The organism is Ruegeria aquimaris, assembly GCF_025751555.1.
Taxonomy (GTDB): Bacteria; Pseudomonadota; Alphaproteobacteria; order Rhodobacterales; family Rhodobacteraceae; genus Ruegeria_B; species Ruegeria_B aquimaris.
The window spans coordinates 18,719-36,285 of the sequence record NZ_JAOWLB010000013.1 but is presented as its reverse complement, the minus strand read 5'-3'; the positions used below and the strand labels follow the sequence as shown (position 1 = coordinate 36,285).

Here is a 17,567-nt window from a genome sequence, read left to right as displayed (position 1 = left end):
GTCTCGGACGTGTTCAATTTTCGTGCAATTCTGCTTTGCGTTCCGAGTATCGTTGCATCTTGCACACAAGATGTAGCACGATATCACACTGCCGCTGAGTTTCCGGAACGCCCGGTTGCATTGATCGAAGGATTCGAAGCCGCCTGCGCCGATCGAACCGAGACGTTTCGGCGTCCGGATGCAGAAACCGCGCAATGCTGGGTCTACCTGCCACCGGATGTCACCGCCGCGTTGATTCTGACCCATGGCGGTACCTACGAGGACCTGCCGCAACTCGTCCTTCAGTTGCGCGTGATCCGTCAGACCGATCAGCTATACCGCGCGGATCTGGAGAATTACATCAACGTCCCCCGGACGAAAGGGTCCGACCTGCGTGTTGCTTACAAGGACCAGACCACGCTGCGCAGTATTTCGCGCATGCTTGACGATCTGGGCGGCAAACCGATCATCGAATGAGTGAGGATGGTCGGGGCGGCGAGATTCGAACTCACGACCCCCTGTACCCAAAACAGGTGCGCTACCAGACTGCGCCACGCCCCGGACCGTGCGCCTTCCTAGCGGTGCGCCGTCGATTTGAAAAGGCCTAACACGGCCAAACTGCGGAACCTTGCAAAAAAACCGGATGTCTCAGCCTGGCACCAGCCGAGATTCCGTAACTGGCGGCAAGTCCACCATTTATTTCCAGCACGGCGAACACGTCATCCCCACCGGGGATCGCGGTTTCATCATGCGGGATCGCATTGGAATGCACGCGGGTAACCTCTCCGAACTGATCGACAAAGATCATGTCGAGCGGGATAAGCGTGTTTTTCATCCAGAAGGCCACCCGTTGGGGGCGTTCAAAAACAAAGAGCATGCCAGCGCTTCTGGGCAGGTGCTCGCGAAACATCAGCCCGCGCGACCGGTCCTGCTGAGTGGCGGCCACTTCGATCGAGAACCGCAGTTCGGTCTCCTCGCCTTGGACAAAGACGACATCGTCACGGCAGGCTTCGAGCGCAAACGCCGGCGCGCTCAGGATGATGGCAAGAAAAAAGAGCGCCGCGCGCAACATGGTGATGCCTCAGTCCTTGATGGCCGATTCCCAGGCCAGAACCTCGGCCGCCATCCGACCGCGTTTCCCATCAATGACCCGCATCGCCAGGGCTTCGCCCGGTTGCAGGTCGGCCAAGCCGGACTGGCGCAACACCTCGATGTGCAGGAAGACATCCTCGCTGCGCCCGAAGACATTGGCAAAACCAAAGCCCTTGCCCTTGTCAAACCACTTGACGCGCGCCGGTTCCATCGGCGCCATGCGGATCGCGTCCTGGTCCAATTCGGCAAAATCCGAAAGCACGGCAGCGTCCGACCGCTCTGGCGGAACAATCGAGATGACCTCGATCGCCTGAACACCCCGTTCGGTCCGGTGTGTGGAAATCTCGATCAGCGCGCCATCCGCAACCGAGCTTTGTCCAAAGTTACGCAGGACATTGACATGCAGGAGGATGTCCGGCCCCCCTGCGTCAGAAACGACAAACCCGTACCCTTTGGCAGGATCGAACCATTTCACCCGTCCCCGCACTTGATAGACACTGCTCAGATCTTCGGCCACTTGATTTCCATCGTGGTTGGATACTTTTTCAGACCTCTGATGTGCCGGATTTTCACCCTGATTTTCAAGCGAAAAAAACTTTTCTTTTTCAGGTGGTTGCATTTCACGTCACGCGAATATCAAGGATTTAGGCGCAGGACTTCCCAGCTGTCACCGGGTTTTGCGCAACGCCAAACAAAGCGGTCATGTAGTCTGAACGCACCATCTGCCCAGAACTCGATTTCAACCGGCCGCAACCGGAAACCGCCCCAAAACGGCGGACGGGGCGGATTTGTTCCCTTGGCCGCCGTGACCTTGGCGACCTCGGCCATCAGAGCGGTCCGGCTGGACAGCGGTCGCGACTGCATTGAGGCCCAGGCCCCCAACCGGCTCTTGAGCGACCGGGACTGATAATAGGCATCCGCCTGGGGCCCCTCCTCGCGGCTGATCAGGCCGCGCACGCGGATTTGTCGGCGTAGCGACTTCCAGTGCATGACAAATGCAGCCTTGCCGGCACCATCGAGTTCCTGGGCCTTTGCGCTTTCGTAGTTCGTGTAGAAGACAAACGCGTCTGTCTCGATATCCTTGAGCAGGACCATCCGGACATTTGGCAGTCCATCCGCGTTCACCGTTGCCAACGCGATCGCGTTCGGATCGTTGATCTCGGTGGCCTCGGCTTCGGCCAACCAGTTTCGCGCAATTGCAAATGGGTCATCACCGGCAAAAATGCCAGTCCGGTCACTCATGTCCATCCCCCTGAACAAGTTAATTCGAACCCTAAGCCCTCTTGCCCCTCTCAGCAAGAGCGCGCGCCCTTGAAGCGATATGTCCAATCGCATACACCACTTTCTCATGACGCGAAGACAGGCGGAGAACCGAAGATGTCAAATCAGTTGATGGCGGGCAAACGCGGCCTCATCATGGGGCTGGCCAACGATAAATCCATTGCATGGGGGATCGCCAAGGCACTGTCCGACGCGGGGGCCGAACTTGCCTTTTCATATCAGGGAGATGCGCTGAAGAAACGGGTCGATCCATTGGCGGCTCAGTTGGGCAGCGAAATCGTTCTGCCCTGCGATGTGGGCGACGAGGCATCCATCGATGCGTTATTCGACGCGCTCGAACAGAAATGGGGCAAGCTCGACTTTGTCGTGCACGCCATCGGTTTTTCCGACAAGAACGAACTGCGCGGCCGATATGTCGATACCAGCCGGGCCAATTTCAAGCTGACCATGGACATCTCGGTGTTTTCCTTCACCGCCGTGATGAAGCGGGCCGAAAGGCTGATGACCGACGGTGGCAGCGCCGTCACCCTCACCTATTACGGTGCCGAACAGGTGATGCCACACTATAATGTGATGGGCGTGGCCAAGGCGGCGCTGGAAGCTTCGGTCAAATACCTCGCAGAGGATCTGGGCAAGGACGGTATCCGCGTGAACGCGATCAGCGCCGGCCCGATCAAGACACTGGCCGCCAGCGGCATCGGCGATTTCCGCTACATCATGAAGTGGAACGAATACAACTCGCCGCTGCGCCGTAACGTCACCATCGAAGACGTGGGCAAGTCGGCGCTCTACCTGCTGAGCGACCTCAGCTCGGGTGTCACGGGCGAAAACCTGCATGTCGATAGCGGCTATCACATCGTCGGGATGAAGGCGGTCGACGCCCCCGATATCGACAAGGGGTAATACGGTATGAGCACCAAGGATCCGCATCGCCTGCCGCATGAAAAGGGCTTTCACATCAGCTGGGACCAGATCCATCGCGACAGCCGGGCGCTGGCCTGGCGGCTGGATGGTCAGGGGCCCGACGACGGCGCCTGGCGCGCGGTGGTGGCAATCACCCGCGGCGGCATGGCCCCCGCGATGATCGTCAGCCGCGAGCTGGACATCCGTACCGTCGATACGATCAGCGTGAAATCCTATCACCATCAGTCCCAGGGTCAGGCACAGGTGCTGAAGGCGCCGGATGCGGGTCTGATGGGTGATGGCACCGGAATACTGGTGATCGACGACCTGGTAGACAGCGGCAAGACGCTGGAACTGGTGCGCGCGATGTATCCCAAGGCGCATTTCGCAACTGTCTACGCCAAGCCCAAGGGTCGGCCGATGGTCGATACGTTCATCACCGAGGTCAGCCAGGACACCTGGATCTTCTTCCCCTGGGACATGGCATTGCAATATGTCGAACCCTATCGCGGCACGGATTGATCCTGTCCGGTAAACTCGCGCCCCCACGGGGCACGTTTCAACGATCCAATCACAGACAGAGCACGCCCGATGACCCTGCCCCGCACCGCGACGACCTTTGCCCCTCCGGTGATGGAGGCGCGGCGCTGGCTGGAGGGCGTCACGTTTACGCCTGAACGCCCGCTGATCAATGTCAGCCAGGCGGCCCCGGTCGAGCCGCCGCCCCATGCGCTGCGGCAGGCGATGGCCGACTTTGCCCTGACCGAGGACAGCGCACATCTCTACGGCCCGGTTCTGGGCAACTCGGATCTGCGCGCTGAACTGGCCGCCCAGATCAGCCGCCATTATGGCGGCGCGGTCAGGCCGGAGCAGGTTGCGATCACCTCAGGCTGCAATCAGGCCTTTGCCGCCGCGATCTCGGCGATCACCGGCGAAGGGGATGAAGTAATCCTGCCAACGCCTTGGTATTTCAATCATAAAATGTGGCTCGACATGGCGGGCGTCACGGCGGTGCCGCTGGCCACAGGACCCGATCTGCTTCCCGACGTGGACGCCGCACGCGCCCTGATCACGCCGCGCACCCGTGCCATCGCATTGGTGACGCCAAATAACCCCGGCGGCGTGGAGTATCCCGCCGAACTGGTCGGTGCCTTTTACGATCTGGCCGCCGAACACGGGTTGCGATTGATGGTCGACGAGACCTATCGCGATTTCGACAGCCGGTCAGGCGCGCCGCATGACCTGTTCACCCGGCCCGACTGGGACCAGACGCTGGTACATCTCTATTCCTTCTCAAAGGCCTATCGTTTGACCGGACACCGGGTCGGCGCGCTGGCCAGCGACACCGCCCTGCTGGCCGAGATCGAGAAATTCCTGGATACCGTGGCTATCTGCCCCGGCCAGATCGGCCAGCATGCGGCGCTGTGGGGTATGCAGAACCTTGGCCAATGGGTCGCCGGTGAACGGGACGAAATCCTCGACCGCCGAGCCGCGATCGAGGACGGCATGCCAGCGCTCGCGGCGCAAGGCTGGAAGTTGCTGGGACTTGGCGCATACTTTGCCTATGTCGAACACCCGTTTGACATCCCGTCCGACGAGTTGGCCAAGCGTCTGGTATCCGAGGCCGGTGTTCTGCTGCTTCCCGGGACGATGTTCATGCCCAAAGGCGACCCTGCGGGGGAACGGCAATTGCGCATCGCCTTCGCCAATCTCGACCGCGCCGGGATCGGGCGCTTGTTCGACCGGCTTTCCACCATCCGCATCTGACCTTGCCCACCGATGCCGCCCGGCGTATTCAGGGCGGCAATCAAAGAGGCATGGCAGAACAGCCAGATCAAGCCGCAGCAAGGGGGCGACATGGCCGCACGCGTCAAAAGCTTATCGAAAACCTTCGTCTGGATTCTCATGGGTCTGCTGATGGCGGGCCTTGCAGGGTTCGGCGCCGTGAACCTGAGCGGCACCATCCGCACCGTGGCCACCGTGGGAGAAGAGACGATCAGCGTCGATGAATACGCCCGCGAGTTGCAACGCGAGATTCGCGCCATCGAGGCACAGACAGGTCAGCCCCTGCAAATGAGCCAGGTGCGCGATCTGGGGATTGACCAGAGCGTGCTGGCGCGTCTGGTGGCAATCGCGGCGCTGGATAACGAGGTCGCCGCGCTGGGTGTATCTATCGGGGACGAGAACCTGAGCAAGGAGATCGTCCAGATTCCGGCTTTTCAGGGCGTCGATGGCACGTTCGACCCCGAAGGCTATCGCTATGCGCTGGATAACGCCGGGTTGAGTGAAGCCGAATTCGAGGCCGACCTCCGCCGGGAATCGGCGCGCACCCTTGTGCAGGGCGCCATCATGGGTGGGCTTTCGATGCCCGAGACCTTTGCCGAGACACTGGCCCAATTCGTCGGCGCCCGCCGCAGCTTTACCATGGCGACTGTTGCCCCGGCTTCGCTGGACGAACCGGTGGCGGAACCCACCGACGCGCAAGTCGCCGCCTATTACTCTGAGCACACCGACCGATTCATGCTGCCACAGACGAAACGGATCACCTATGCGATCCTGTCGCCGGAAATGCTGCTGGATAGCCTGAGCGTTGATGAGAGCGCGGTGCGGCAACTCTATGAAAGCCGGGAAAGCGAATACCATCAGCCCGAGCGCCGCCTTGTCGAACGCCTGGTGTTTGCCGATGACGACGCGGCCGCCAGTGCAAAGGCACAGCTCGAAATCGGCTCGGCTACGTTCGAGCAACTGGTGCAGGACCGTGGACTGCAACTGGCCGATGTCGATCTGGGGGACCTGACAGCCGATGACCTCGGCACTGCTGCCGAGGCGGTGTTTGCCGCCGGTGTTGGCGATGTGGTCGGGCCTCTTGCCTCGGACCTGGGGCCCGCGCTTTTCCGGGTGAATGGTACTCTGGACGAACGCCTGACCAGTTTCGAAAGCGTCGAGGCCGAATTGCGTGACGAACTTGCAGGCGAACAGGCCCGCCGCCAGATCGAGGCACAAGCCGAAGCGCTGAGCGACATGCTCGCGGGTGGCGCAACGCTGGAGGAACTGGCGCAGGAAACCGCGATGGAACTGGCCCAGATCGACTGGACCGATGACAGTTCCGAAGGGGTTGCCGCCTATTCCGGCTTTCGCGATGCCGCGACCGAAGTGACCGAAGGCGATTTCCCCGAAATCCGTTTTCTCGAAGACGGATCGGTCTTTGCACTGCGCCTGGACGAGGAATTGGCGCCGCGTCCGGAACCGCTGGAAAGCGCGGGCGATCGTGTCGCTGCGGCCTGGATTGCCGACGAGACGGCCAAGGCCCTTGCCGACAAGGCCGCCAGCGTCGTGACGGGGCTGGCGACCGAGGGCGATTTCGCCGCAACCGGCCTGCCCCACCGGGTCGAAAACGGCCTGACCCGCACCGCGTTTATCGATGGCACGCCGGCTGGCTTCATGGAGCAGGTCTTTGCCATGCAGCCGGGTGACCTGAAGGTGATCAACGGAACCGATGCGGCCTTTGTCGTGCGGCTGGACGAGATCCTGCCGCCTGCCGAAACCGACGAACTGGCGCAGATGAAACAGGCGCTGAACGCCCAGGTAAGTCAGGCCCTCGCCCAGAACATCTTCGACCTTTATGTCCGTGACGCCCAGACCCGTGCTCAGCCAACGTTGGACCAACGGGCTCTGACCGCAGTGCAGACCAGCTTCCAGTAAGGGGCCGCAACATGGCGCTTACCCCCGACTTCGAGACCTTCGCCGGCGCCTACGAGGCCGGAGAAAACCAGATTGTCCATACCCGGCTTGCCGCTGATCTCGACACGCCCGTGTCGCTGATGCTCAAGCTGACGGGCGCCCAGAAGGACGCGTTCATGCTCGAGTCGGTGACCGGCGGTGAAGTGCGCGGGCGCTATTCGATCATCGGGATGAAGCCGGACCTGATCTGGCGTTGCCATGGCGAAACATCCTCGCTCAACCGGTCGGCCCGGTTCGATCCCGAGGCTTTTGCGGAACAGGACGGTAATCCGCTGGCCAATCTGCGGGCGCTGCTGGCGGAAAGCCGCATTTCGCTGCCCGAGGACATGCCTCAGGCATCAGCGGGGCTGTTCGGCTATCTCGGCTATGACATGGTGCGGCTGGTCGAACATCTGCCCGACGTGAACCCGGACCCGCTGGGCCTGCCAGATGCGGTGATGATGCGGCCGTCGGTTGTTGCCGTGCTCGACGGCGTCAAGGGCGAGGTTACCGTCGTCTCTCCGGCCTGGGTCAGCGACGGGCAATCGGCGCGTGCGGCCTACGCACAGGCGGCCGAGCGGGTGATGGATGCGGTGCGCGATCTTGAACGCGCCATGCCGGGGGAAAGCCGCGACCTGGGCGAGGCCTATGAAGTGGCGCCGCCGGTGTCGAACTTTACCAAGGACGGCTACAAGGCGGCGGTGGAGAAGGCCAAGGAATACATCCGCGCGGGCGACATCTTCCAGGTGGTCCCGGCGCAGCGCTGGACGCAGGAGTTTCCGCTGCCGCCCTTCGCGCTTTACCGCTCGCTGCGGCGCACCAACCCTTCGCCCTTCATGTTCTATTTCAACTTCGGCGGCTTTCAGGTGGTCGGTGCCAGCCCCGAAATCCTGGTGCGTGTGTTCGGGCAAGAGGTGACCATTCGCCCGATCGCCGGAACTCGACCGCGCGGGGCCACGCCCGAGGAGGATCGCGCGCTTGAAGCCGATCTTCTGGCCGATAAGAAGGAACTGGCCGAACACCTGATGCTGCTCGACCTTGGCCGCAATGATGCGGGCCGGGTGAGCAGGATCGGCAGCGTGCGCCCGACCGAGAAATTCATCATCGAGCGCTATTCGCACGTGATGCATATCGTGTCGAACGTGGTGGGCGAACTGGCGCCGGACAAGGACGCGCTCGATGCCTTCTTTGCCGGCATGCCCGCCGGCACGGTCAGCGGCGCCCCCAAGGTGCGCGCGATGCAGATCATCGACGAGTTGGAGCCCGAGAAACGCGGTATCTATGGCGGCGGTGTCGGCTATTTTAGCGCAGGTGGTGACATGGACATGTGCATCGCGCTGCGCACCGCCATCGTCAAGGATCGCAAGCTTTATATCCAGGCCGGTGGCGGCGTGGTTTATGACAGCGATCCCGAAGCCGAGTTCATGGAGACCGTGCACAAGTCGAACGCCATCCGCCGCGCGGCGGCCGATGCGGCCCGCTTCACCGGCAACGGCAACCGCTGATGCGGATAATTGATCCGCTGAAACTACCACCCGTTCCGTGGAAGAACGGTGGCGGTGTGACGCGCGAGATTGCCGGAGATCCACCGACCTGGCGCCTCAGCCTGGCTGATGTCGCAAGCGAAGGCCCCTTCTCTGTGTTTTCCGGGCTTGAGCGTGTATTGACGGTGATCGAAGGCGTTGGGATGGAGCTGCATTTCGACCAGCGGATATGCTATGCGCGCTTGGGTCAGCCGCTTGGGTTCCCTGGCGATGCCCCCGTCACCGGCAGTCTGCCTGACGGGCCAGTCCGGGACTTGAACCTGATCTTCGATCCGAACCGGGTGAGCGGTTCGGTCAAAGTGTATTCGGGTGCACAAAGCCTGCCGACAGATCAAGCCGAAGTGGCGATCTATGTTCTTGCAGGCGCTGCGACAATGCAGGGCGAACCACTGGCCGCTGGCCAGATGATACTCGAGCGCGCCGCAGCACTCGACCTCGCCCAAGGGAGCGAGGTCATCCGCATCTCCGTCTCGGATCGCGCCTGAGTATCGACTTTTCTGAGGTACCTCCGCCGAAGGAAACGCGCCCTGCGGGCGCGGCCCCTATTGCGCGCCGCGTGTCATGACCGCAGAGATCGGCGCCAAGGCGACCCGGCTCACGCGATCCTGCAATCCCCAGAGCAGCAGCGCCGAAATGGTGTCCGGCCGGACCCGACCCAGCATGACGACAGCCCCTTCCTGACCAGCGCGAAACGCGGCCTGATCCAGGAACCGGCGCATCACCGTCGGTGATTGCCCGGCACCGTCGAAATCCCGGAACACTACCGCTGCCGGTACACCATCACGGGCCGCCAGCTTGTAGACCGTGTTCAACCCGTTATCCTGTGTCAGCAGCCCTCGCCCGGTTCCCGCCGCAATCGCGGTGACCTGATCCGAGAGCGCCCGGTTGCCCTGTATCCCGGACTCGGTCCCCTCCAGAATGCCCACGGTCTCGGGCAACTGGTCCAGCCAGACAGACATCGACACCTCGGCATCCTGTGCGGTGGAGGTCGCGGCCAGATCGGCGATGATCAGAACCTCGGCGCCAGCGGACCGATAGCGCTGCATTTTCTCGGCCGCATCAGGATCTGTCGGATCGAGTGCGTAACTCAACGGATAAGGAAAATCGCGAAGCGCTTCGCCGCCCAACCCGTCTGCGTCGTCGATCAGGACGATCGACAGCAATGGCTTGTCTTCGGGGTTGTCGAACTCCGCCGCGAACAGGTCGATGGGCCGGGCCTCGGGTACCTCAGCTGCCGTCTCTGACTTGTCGCGCTCGGTCAGCGGAATGACAGGCGTGCCAACGCGGGGCGCCGAAGCCTCTGAACCGATCTGCGGCAGGGCCGCGATCCGGGGGGCTTCCTCCTCCTCGGCTTCCGGTGCCTCTGCGGCCTCGGTATCAGGCGTTGGAACAACATCCCTTTCCGGCGCGGTCGTGGCGGCGACTTCGTCCTTGGACGGTTGCGCATCGGTACTGGCAGCAACCTCCGGCGAAGCGTCCGGAACGGTGGGTGCGGTGGCCTGATCCGGAACCGATGTGGTCGACAATGCCGGTTGTGCCGGGGCGGCGGTGTTGATCGTGGGCTCGGCGCTGTCTTGCGGCGCAAGCGGCGCTTCGGCCAGAGGCGCCGGGGCAACCGGTTCGACACCGTCCACCGAGACATCCGCACCTGCCACCTCGGTCGGTTCCCTGATCGCATCCGAGGCGGCGCCGACAACGGGTTTCTCGGGCGGTTGGGTGTCAGCTCCGGACAAGGCGGCCGGCGTTTCGCCCGCTTCCTTCACATCCGGTTGGCGGGGAGCCAATTCAACCAGGTCCGCATCACGCCCGGGTGCCGCGATGTTTCCCGTCTCGGACAGTGCCGCACCGCTCTGCGCGGACGGGGCGTCGCTTGCGACATCTGGACGTTTCGGCAAAGGGGTTGCAAGTGACAGCCACGCCCCCGCGATTGCTACCAGGATCGCGCCCGTTAGGATACCTCCGAAATATCCGCCCATCTCCTCAAGCCTCTTTGATTGGTCTTGTTTCTACTTTTTGCCTGTTGCTCCCGTCTGCCCTTGACGCTGCCGCGCAAGCCTGAGCATGTAGGGGCGCGACCACTATAGCTTGGCTGGGCCCTGCGCCACCAGCCCCTAATGCCCGACAGGAAAAGGCCCAAGATGCTGCTCTTGATCGACAACTACGACAGTTTCACATACAACCTCGTGCATTACCTGGGCGAACTCGGCGCCGAGATCGAGGTGCGTCGCAATGACGCCCTGAACGTGCAGGAAGCGATGGCCATGCGGCCCGCCGGCATCCTGCTGAGCCCGGGTCCCTGCGACCCCGATCAGGCCGGAATTTGCCTTGCCCTGACCGAAGCTGCCGCTGAAACGCGCACACCGTTGATGGGTGTTTGCCTGGGTCACCAGACCATCGGTCAGGCCTTTGGCGGCAAGGTGGTGCGCTGCCATGAGATCGTGCATGGCAAGATGGGCAAGATGCACCATACAGGCAAGGGCCTGTTCGCCGGACTCCCCTCGCCCTTCGAGGCGACCCGGTATCATTCCCTGGTCGTGGATCGCGAGAGTCTGCCGGACTGCCTGGAAATCACCGCCGAGTTGGAAGACGGCACCATCATGGGGCTGCAACACAAGAGCCTGCCGATCCACGGTGTTCAGTTCCATCCGGAATCCATCGCCTCGGAACACGGGCATGCGCTGCTGAAGAATTTCCTTGATACGATGAAGGTTCCAGCATGAGCGACGCGCTGAAACCGCTGATCGGGGCCGCCGCCGACCGCCCGCTGACCCGCGCCGAGGCCGAAGCGGCCTTTACCATCCTATTCGAAGGCGAAGCGACGCCCAGCCAGATCGGCGGCCTGCTGATGGCACTGCGTACCCGTGGCGAAACCGTCGATGAATTCGCAGCCGCAGCCGCCGTGATGCGGGCCAAATGCAACGCCGTGCGCGCGCCCGAGGGGGCGATGGATATCGTGGGCACCGGCGGGGATGGCAAGAATACACTCAACATCTCGACCGCGACCGCCTTTGTGACCGCTGGCGCAGGCGTGGTCGTGGCCAAGCACGGCAACCGCAACCTCAGTTCGAAATCGGGCACCGCCGATCTGCAATCGCAGATGGGAATCAACGTGATGGTCGGCCCGAAAACCGTTGAAAAGGCGCTGAAAGAGGCTGGCATCGGCTTCATGATGGCGCCCATGCACCACCCGGCGACCGCGCATGTGATGCCGACCCGGACAGAGCTGGGAACCCGCACCATATTCAACATCCTGGGGCCGCTCACCAACCCCGCCGGGGTCAAACGCCAATTGACCGGTGCCTTCACCCGGTCGTTGATCCGCCCCATGGCCGAAACACTGGGACTGCTGGGCTCTGACCGCGCTTGGCTGGTGCACGGCTCGGACGGTACCGACGAGATGACGATCACCGGCATCACCTGGGTCGCCGCGCTGGAGGACGGAACGGTCAAGGATGTCGAGCTTCACCCCGAGGATGCCGGGCTGCCGGTGCATCCGTTCGAGGCGATCATCGGTGGCACGCCCGAAGAAAACGCCACCGCGTTTCGCGCCCTGCTGGATGGCGCGCCTTCGGCCTATCGCGACGCGGTGCTGCTTAACGCCGCCGCCGCGCTGGTGGTCGCTGGCGCCGCCGCCGACCTGCGTGAAGGCGTCGCCATGGCCGCCGAAAGCATCGACAGTGGCAAGGCCCGCGCCAAAGTTGAAGCACTTGCCCGCATTACACAGGAATCCGCATGACCGAGACTGTTCTGGACAAGATCAAAGCCTACAAGCTGGAAGAAGTCGCAGCCGACAAAGCCCGCGTGCCACTTTCGGCGATTGAGGCGGATGCGCGAGAGGTCGGGCCGGTGCGTGGCTTTGCGCGCGCACTCATCCGCGCGACACGCGACGGCTATGGCCTGATTGCCGAAATCAAGAAAGCCAGCCCCTCCAAAGGCCTGATCCGTCCGGATTTCGATCCGCCCGCCCTGGCACGCGCCTATGCCGAAGGTGGCGCGACATGCCTGTCGGTTCTCACCGACACCCCCAGTTTTCAGGGCGCCAAGAAATACCTGACAGCGGCCCGCGCGGCCTGCACGCTTCCGGCTTTGCGCAAGGATTTCATGTACGATCCCTATCAAGTTGTCGAGGCACGCGCGCTTGGCGCAGATTGCATCCTGATCATCATGGCCTCGGTCGAGGATGCACAGGCCGCCGAACTGGAGCAGACCGCCATCGACTGGGACATGGATGTTCTGATCGAAGTGCATGATGAGGCCGAACTGGAACGGGCACAGCAGCTGAAGAGCCCGCTCATCGGCATCAACAACCGCAACCTGAAAACCTTTGAGACGTCGCTCGACACCACCCGTCGGCTGTCAAAGCTCGTACCCCCCGACCGGGTCATCGTCTGCGAAAGCGGGTTGAACACCCGGGCCGATCTTGCCGATATGGCCCGCTATGGCGCGCGGTGTTTCCTGATCGGCGAAAGCCTGATGCGGCAGGACAATGTGGCCGAGGCGACCCGCACCCTGCTGACGGACCCGCTGATGCCCGGAGCGATGTGATGACGCTCACCCATTTCGACGCCAAGGGCGACGCGCATATGGTCGATGTCTCGGACAAGGCAGTGACGGATCGGGTTGCGGTTGCGCGCGGTCATGTGGTGATGGCGCGGGCAACATTCGATCTGATCTCCGAGGGCCGTGCCAAAAAGGGCGACGTGCTGGGCGTGGCGCGTCTCGCCGGTATCATGGGGGCCAAGAAGACCCCTGATCTGATCCCGCTCTGCCATCCGCTCCCGATCACCAAGGTTGCCGTTGAACTGACGCTCGATCCGGACCTGCCTGGTGTTCAGATCGAAGCGACGGTCAAGACCACCGGCCAGACCGGCGTCGAGATGGAGGCACTTACAGCAGTGTCCACCGCGGCGCTGACGGTCTATGACATGGTCAAGGCCGTCGACAAGGCGATGCGGATCGGTGATATCCGCGTGGCCCTTAAATATGGCGGAAAATCAGGACGTTATGAGGCGACATGATCACCGTCGAAGAAGCGCGCCAACTGCTGCTGGATCTGGTCGCCCCGGTGGATGCCGAACAGGTGCCCTTGGCACAGGCGGCCCGGCGCGTGTTGGCGGCCGATGTGGCCGCAACCCGGGATCAGCCGCCTTTTGCCGCCTCGTCGATGGACGGCTACGCCTTGAAATCCGCCGAGGTGGAACGCCACGCGATGTTCAAGGTGATCGGAGAGGCCGCCGCCGGACATCGCTTTAGCGGCCGGGTCGGCGCTGGACAGGCGGTGCGTATCTTTACCGGCGCCCCGGTTCCAGAGGGCGCGGATTTTGTTGTCATTCAGGAAGATGTGACGCGAACGGGTGACCTGATCACCATCCGGGACCACCCTGGAGAAAAGTCCAACATTCGCCCGGTGGGGGCCGATTTCCGCGCTGGCCAGACCATCTCTTCTCCCCGGACGCTCCGCCCCGAAGACATCGCGCTGCTGGCGGCGATGAATACGCCGGTGGTTCCGGTGCGCCGCAAACCGGTTGTTGCCCTGATCTCGACCGGTGACGAGTTGGTCCTGCCCGGCGAAGATCCTGGGCCCGATCAGATCATCGCCTCGAACACCTTCGGCCTGAAAGCGATGTTCGAGGCGGCTGGCGCGCATGTCCGCGTGTTGCCGGTCGCGCGCGATACGCGCGGATCGCTCGCCACCGCTCTGGATCTTGCGACGGGTGCCGATCTGGTCGTCACCATTGGCGGGGCGTCGGTCGGCGACCACGATCTGGTCGGCGATGTCACCGCTGGCCTAGGCATGGAGCGCGCTTTCTACAAGGTGCGTATGCGACCGGGCAAACCCCTGATGGCCGGACGCCTGAACGGAATGGCAATGGTTGGACTGCCGGGAAACCCTGTCTCTGCAATGGTTTGCGGGCATATCTTCGTGTTGCCCATGTTGCACAAGCTGCTTGGCCTCAATCCGCAGGTCTCGTTTCAACGGGCGACCTTGTCAGCGCCGCTATCGGCCAACGGACCGCGCGAACACTACATGCGGGCCTTGGTCGAGAATGGCCGGATCACCGTGTTTGGCGATCAGGATAGCTCGCTCCTGTCCATTCTAGCGCAGGCGAACGCCCTGCTGATGCGCCCGCCCGACGACCCGGCCCTGGCCGAAGGAACCCAGGTACTCTACTTGCCGTTGTAAGGGGCTGATACGCGTGTTGACACAAAACAGGAACATGCGTAGAACAAATGTAAACACAACGGCAAAGGGCGCGGGACATGCTGACCAAGAAGCAACTGGATTTGCTGGAGTTCATTCACAAGCGGATGCAGGCGGACGGGGTTCCGCCCAGCTTCGACGAAATGAAACTGGCACTGGATCTCCGGTCGAAATCCGGCATCCACCGGTTGATTACCGCGCTGGAGGAACGGGGTTTCATCCGCAGGCTGGCGCACCGCGCCCGGGCGATTGAAATCGTGAAACTCCCCGAAAGCCTTGGCGGGGAACCAACAACAGGTTTCACCCCCCGCGTGGTCGACGGCGACCGCCCCAATTCGCGCCCGGCGAATGCCGAGCCGGTCGGCATCCACGTGGTGGAGCTTCCCGTCATGGGCCGAATTGCCGCCGGTGTTCCGATCGAGGCGATCAGCCACGTGTCGCATCAGGTTGCGGTCCCCGGCAGCATGATCGGCCGCGGCGAGCATTACGCGCTCGAGGTCAAGGGCGACTCAATGATCGAGGCCGGCATCAACGATGGCGATGTCGTGGTGATCCGCGAAACCTCGGTTGCCGACAATGGTGACATCGTCGTGGCCCTTGTCGAAGGACAGGAAGCAACGCTGAAACGGTTCTTCAAGCGAGGTGGATCCATCGCGCTTGAGGCGGCTAATCCGGCCTACGAGACCCGCGTCTTTCCCGAGGACAAGGTGAGCGTTCAGGGCCGTCTTGTCGGGTTGATCCGGACCTACTGATCCCGCTGGAGTGCCGGCGACCATAGTCGGCGGTTCTGCCCCGCGACGGCGATGATCTTGCCGTCGGCTCCCAGGCTGACCGCGCCCGTGCGCGACAGGCTGACCGGGTCGAACACCGTGCACGGACCTTTCAGGTTCAGCGGAACCGAGGAGATGACGATCTCGGTCTTGGTACATCCGGTCAGATGTTGCGCCCCGCGTTTGCCCGTCACATGTACAATCTCGACCGCCCCGCTTCGTAACCGCTTTACATTGCCCTCACCCGGCCAGCGCGCGGCGGCGCTGGGTTGGTCGGCCCCGTCACCGTCATTTTCCAGCCAGACCCCGGCGATGAAGCCGGACCCGCGCGGCTTGCTCAGCGCTCGCCCCTCGGGTGTCATGATCCCGACCAGCCCGCCGGTGTCGGCAACCAGAATTTCGGGCCGCTCTACGAGGGACCACAGCACCAGCGACAGCGCAACGACCGGCACACCAGCCAACCGTAGCCAACCGCGCCACAGCACGATCCACAGCCCACCGAGCGCCAGCAGTGGCAGTACCTCTGCCTCTGGTCGCGCCACAAAACCCAGGGCGTCGTCGAGTGCGGCGACCCAATGTGCCACGCCAAGGATCCAGGATAGCCCCAGCCCCATGAGCTCGAGCCCGATCCAATCGAGCGAGAGCGGGAACAGCACCAGTGCCAATACCGCCGCCGGAATGATCAGCAGGCCCATAAGCGGGACTGACAGAAGATTTGCCAGCAGCCCGAAATGGGCAATGGTATTGAAATGGGCAGCAGCGACGGGCGCCGTGGCAAACCCCGCCACGGCTGACGACACGACCAGGCCGATCAGCGGTTGCGCCCATCTTGGTCCCGGGCTGATTTCGGCGTCCCTGATCCAACCAAAGACCGCAACGAGCGCCACTGTCGCAGCGAAACTCATCTGGAACCCCGGGCCAAGCAGCGCCTCGGGACGCAGCAGCAGCACGCAGACCGCCGCAGCGGCCACCGCCCGCAAGGACAAAGCACGCCGGTCGAGCAGGATCGCCCCCAGCATGACCGCGACCATGACAAAGGCCCGCTGTGTCGCCACATTGCCACCCGACAGCGCCAGATACCCTGCCGCGACCAGCAAGGCTCCGACAGCGGCGAACTTGCGTACCGGCAGGCGCAACGCGAGCGACGGAACCAGAGACAGGCAAACCCGCAAAGCGGAAAACACGAACCCTGCCAGAAGCCCCATGTGCAATCCCGAGATCGCCAGCAGATGCGCCAGGTTGCTCGCCCGAAGCGCCACCAGGGCGGATTGGCTGACGCCGCTGCGATCGCCCGTGGTCACAGCAGCGGCAAAGCCGCCGACATCGCCCGGCAAATGGTCACGAATCCGGTCCGAGGCCGCCATCCGGACAGCAAGCAGGCGCAGCCGGAATGCGCCGGTATCCGCGGCAGCCGAGACCAAAACAGGTGTCCGCGTGTAGCCGATTGCCCCCAAAGTCTGAAACCAGGCATGACGCCGGAAATCGAAACCACCGGGCTCGACCGGACCCTGCGGCGGCGCCAGATGCGCCATTGCCATGACACGCCCGCCCGGAGGCATCTTCACGCTATCGTCGGACAATGAAATCCGAACCTGAGCCGGTATCTGATCGCCTGCGATCCTGTCCATACGGACCTGATCCAATGTGACCCGCAACCGGTCCGAGGCGGACCGGTCCAGCGCGATGACCCGACCTTCGACCGGGCCGTAATATCGCCAGTCAAGCACCGGAGCCGCAACATAATGGGCGCGTGCAGCCGCCAGCAAGAAACCTGAGCCGGACAGGACAAGTGCCCAGAGCAAGGGTGACCAGGCACCGGAAAACCGTTTGGTCAGGACCGACAGGAAAAGTGTACCAAAGCCGATCGCCCCAAGAGCGGCAAGGCCCGGTTCCTGCGACGGCAGGAAATACAAACCGATCCCAATGCCCAGAAAGACCGGAACCCAGGGAAACAAGTGCCCCCTCTGTTCCAGCAGTCCGCGTTCGATCTTGGCCAGAACGCGCATGCTTGCTCCTGATCGCACGGCTCGTTAGACAGACGTCAAACCCTAATTTCTCACGGTTACCAAAAGGTAA

18 protein-coding genes and 1 tRNA gene are annotated in these 17,567 nt (G+C 62.7%); 13 read left to right on the top strand and 6 right to left on the bottom strand.

Annotated elements, in window-relative coordinates:
* Window positions 1–120 precede the first annotated feature (120 nt).
* Window positions 121–456, top strand: a complete 336-nt coding sequence (locus tag OE747_RS16445) for a hypothetical protein (RefSeq protein ID WP_263829642.1) — start codon at window positions 121–123, stop codon at window positions 454–456.
* 7 nt (window positions 457–463) lie between these two features.
* Here the strand turns inward: OE747_RS16445 and OE747_RS16440 are convergent.
* From OE747_RS16440 to pdxH, 4 genes are all read right to left on the bottom strand, one after another.
* Window positions 464–540, bottom strand: a tRNA-Pro gene (locus OE747_RS16440).
* 43 nt (window positions 541–583) lie between these two features.
* Window positions 584–1,051: a DUF192 domain-containing protein gene (locus OE747_RS16435; RefSeq protein WP_263829641.1), complete on the bottom strand. Its 468-nt coding sequence runs from the start codon at window positions 1,049–1,051 to the stop codon at window positions 584–586.
* A 9-nt stretch (window positions 1,052–1,060) separates the two neighbouring features.
* Window positions 1,061–1,588: a cold-shock protein gene (locus OE747_RS16430; protein ID WP_263829640.1), complete on the bottom strand. Its 528-nt coding sequence runs from the start codon at window positions 1,586–1,588 to the stop codon at window positions 1,061–1,063.
* Window positions 1,589–1,707: 119 nt separating this feature from the next.
* The gene (gene pdxH / locus OE747_RS16425) at window positions 1,708–2,313 is read right to left on the bottom strand and encodes a pyridoxamine 5'-phosphate oxidase (protein ID WP_263829639.1); all 606 of its coding nucleotides are present in this window, start codon (window positions 2,311–2,313) and stop codon (window positions 1,708–1,710) included.
* Between the two features lie 135 nt (window positions 2,314–2,448).
* On the opposite strand from pdxH, the gene fabI reads away from it, so the two are divergent.
* The 6 genes from fabI to OE747_RS16395 all read left to right on the top strand — a co-directional run bounded on the left by fabI (window position 2,449) and on the right by OE747_RS16395 (window position 9,004).
* Complete coding sequence (gene fabI, locus OE747_RS16420) at window positions 2,449–3,255, top strand: enoyl-ACP reductase FabI (protein WP_263829638.1); 807 nt, start codon at window positions 2,449–2,451, stop codon at window positions 3,253–3,255.
* Window positions 3,256–3,261: 6 nt separating this feature from the next.
* The gene (gene gpt / locus OE747_RS16415; RefSeq protein WP_263829637.1) at window positions 3,262–3,777 is read left to right on the top strand and encodes a xanthine phosphoribosyltransferase; all 516 of its coding nucleotides are present in this window, start codon (window positions 3,262–3,264) and stop codon (window positions 3,775–3,777) included.
* 69 nt (window positions 3,778–3,846) lie between these two features.
* Window positions 3,847–5,022, top strand: coding sequence for an aminotransferase (locus tag OE747_RS16410; protein ID WP_263829636.1), 1,176 nt, complete (start codon window positions 3,847–3,849; stop codon window positions 5,020–5,022).
* Between the two features lie 90 nt (window positions 5,023–5,112).
* A complete protein-coding gene (locus tag OE747_RS16405) occupies window positions 5,113–6,957 on the top strand; it encodes a peptidylprolyl isomerase (protein ID WP_263829635.1) in 1,845 nt (614 codons plus the stop codon).
* 11 nt (window positions 6,958–6,968) lie between these two features.
* Entirely contained in the window at window positions 6,969–8,480 is a 1,512-nt protein-coding gene (trpE, locus tag OE747_RS16400; RefSeq protein ID WP_263829634.1) for an anthranilate synthase component I, read from the top strand.
* On the top strand, window positions 8,480–9,004 hold the full coding sequence (locus OE747_RS16395) for a HutD/Ves family protein (protein WP_263829633.1): 525 nt from the start codon (window positions 8,480–8,482) through the stop codon (window positions 9,002–9,004). Before trpE ends, OE747_RS16395 begins: the two co-directional genes overlap by 1 nt.
* Before the next feature lie 57 nt (window positions 9,005–9,061).
* On the opposite strand, the gene OE747_RS16390 is transcribed toward OE747_RS16395, so the two are convergent.
* The gene (locus tag OE747_RS16390) at window positions 9,062–10,252 is read right to left on the bottom strand and encodes a divergent polysaccharide deacetylase family protein (RefSeq protein WP_263829632.1); all 1,191 of its coding nucleotides are present in this window, start codon (window positions 10,250–10,252) and stop codon (window positions 9,062–9,064) included.
* 405 nt (window positions 10,253–10,657) lie between these two features.
* Here OE747_RS16390 and OE747_RS16385 point away from each other — a divergent pair, with 405 nt between their 5' ends.
* The 6 genes from OE747_RS16385 to lexA all read left to right on the top strand — a co-directional run bounded on the left by OE747_RS16385 (window position 10,658) and on the right by lexA (window position 15,473).
* The gene (locus OE747_RS16385) at window positions 10,658–11,239 is read left to right on the top strand and encodes an anthranilate synthase component II (RefSeq protein ID WP_263829631.1); all 582 of its coding nucleotides are present in this window, start codon (window positions 10,658–10,660) and stop codon (window positions 11,237–11,239) included.
* Complete coding sequence (gene trpD, locus OE747_RS16380) at window positions 11,236–12,255, top strand: anthranilate phosphoribosyltransferase (protein ID WP_263829630.1); 1,020 nt, start codon at window positions 11,236–11,238, stop codon at window positions 12,253–12,255. Before OE747_RS16385 ends, trpD begins: the two co-directional genes overlap by 4 nt.
* The gene (gene trpC / locus OE747_RS16375; protein WP_263829629.1) at window positions 12,252–13,064 is read left to right on the top strand and encodes an indole-3-glycerol phosphate synthase TrpC; all 813 of its coding nucleotides are present in this window, start codon (window positions 12,252–12,254) and stop codon (window positions 13,062–13,064) included. The genes trpD and trpC overlap by 4 nt, the downstream gene beginning before the upstream one ends.
* Window positions 13,064–13,537 (top strand): cyclic pyranopterin monophosphate synthase MoaC, encoded by a 474-nt coding sequence (gene moaC, locus OE747_RS16370; protein WP_263829628.1) that lies wholly within the window; start codon window positions 13,064–13,066, stop codon window positions 13,535–13,537. The genes trpC and moaC overlap by 1 nt, the downstream gene beginning before the upstream one ends.
* Window positions 13,534–14,703: a molybdopterin molybdotransferase MoeA gene (locus tag OE747_RS16365; protein WP_263829627.1), complete on the top strand. Its 1,170-nt coding sequence runs from the start codon at window positions 13,534–13,536 to the stop codon at window positions 14,701–14,703. Before moaC ends, OE747_RS16365 begins: the two co-directional genes overlap by 4 nt.
* Window positions 14,704–14,780: 77 nt before the next feature.
* Window positions 14,781–15,473 carry a transcriptional repressor LexA gene (gene lexA / locus OE747_RS16360; RefSeq protein ID WP_263829626.1) on the top strand — a complete coding sequence of 231 codons (693 nt, stop codon included), beginning with the start codon at window positions 14,781–14,783 and terminating at the stop codon, window positions 15,471–15,473.
* Here the strand turns inward: lexA and OE747_RS16355 are convergent.
* Window positions 15,467–17,497, bottom strand: a complete 2,031-nt coding sequence (locus tag OE747_RS16355) for a ComEC/Rec2 family competence protein (RefSeq protein ID WP_263829625.1) — start codon at window positions 17,495–17,497, stop codon at window positions 15,467–15,469. The two genes, lexA and OE747_RS16355, sit on opposite strands and share 7 nt — an antisense overlap.
* Window positions 17,498–17,567 lie beyond the last annotated feature (70 nt).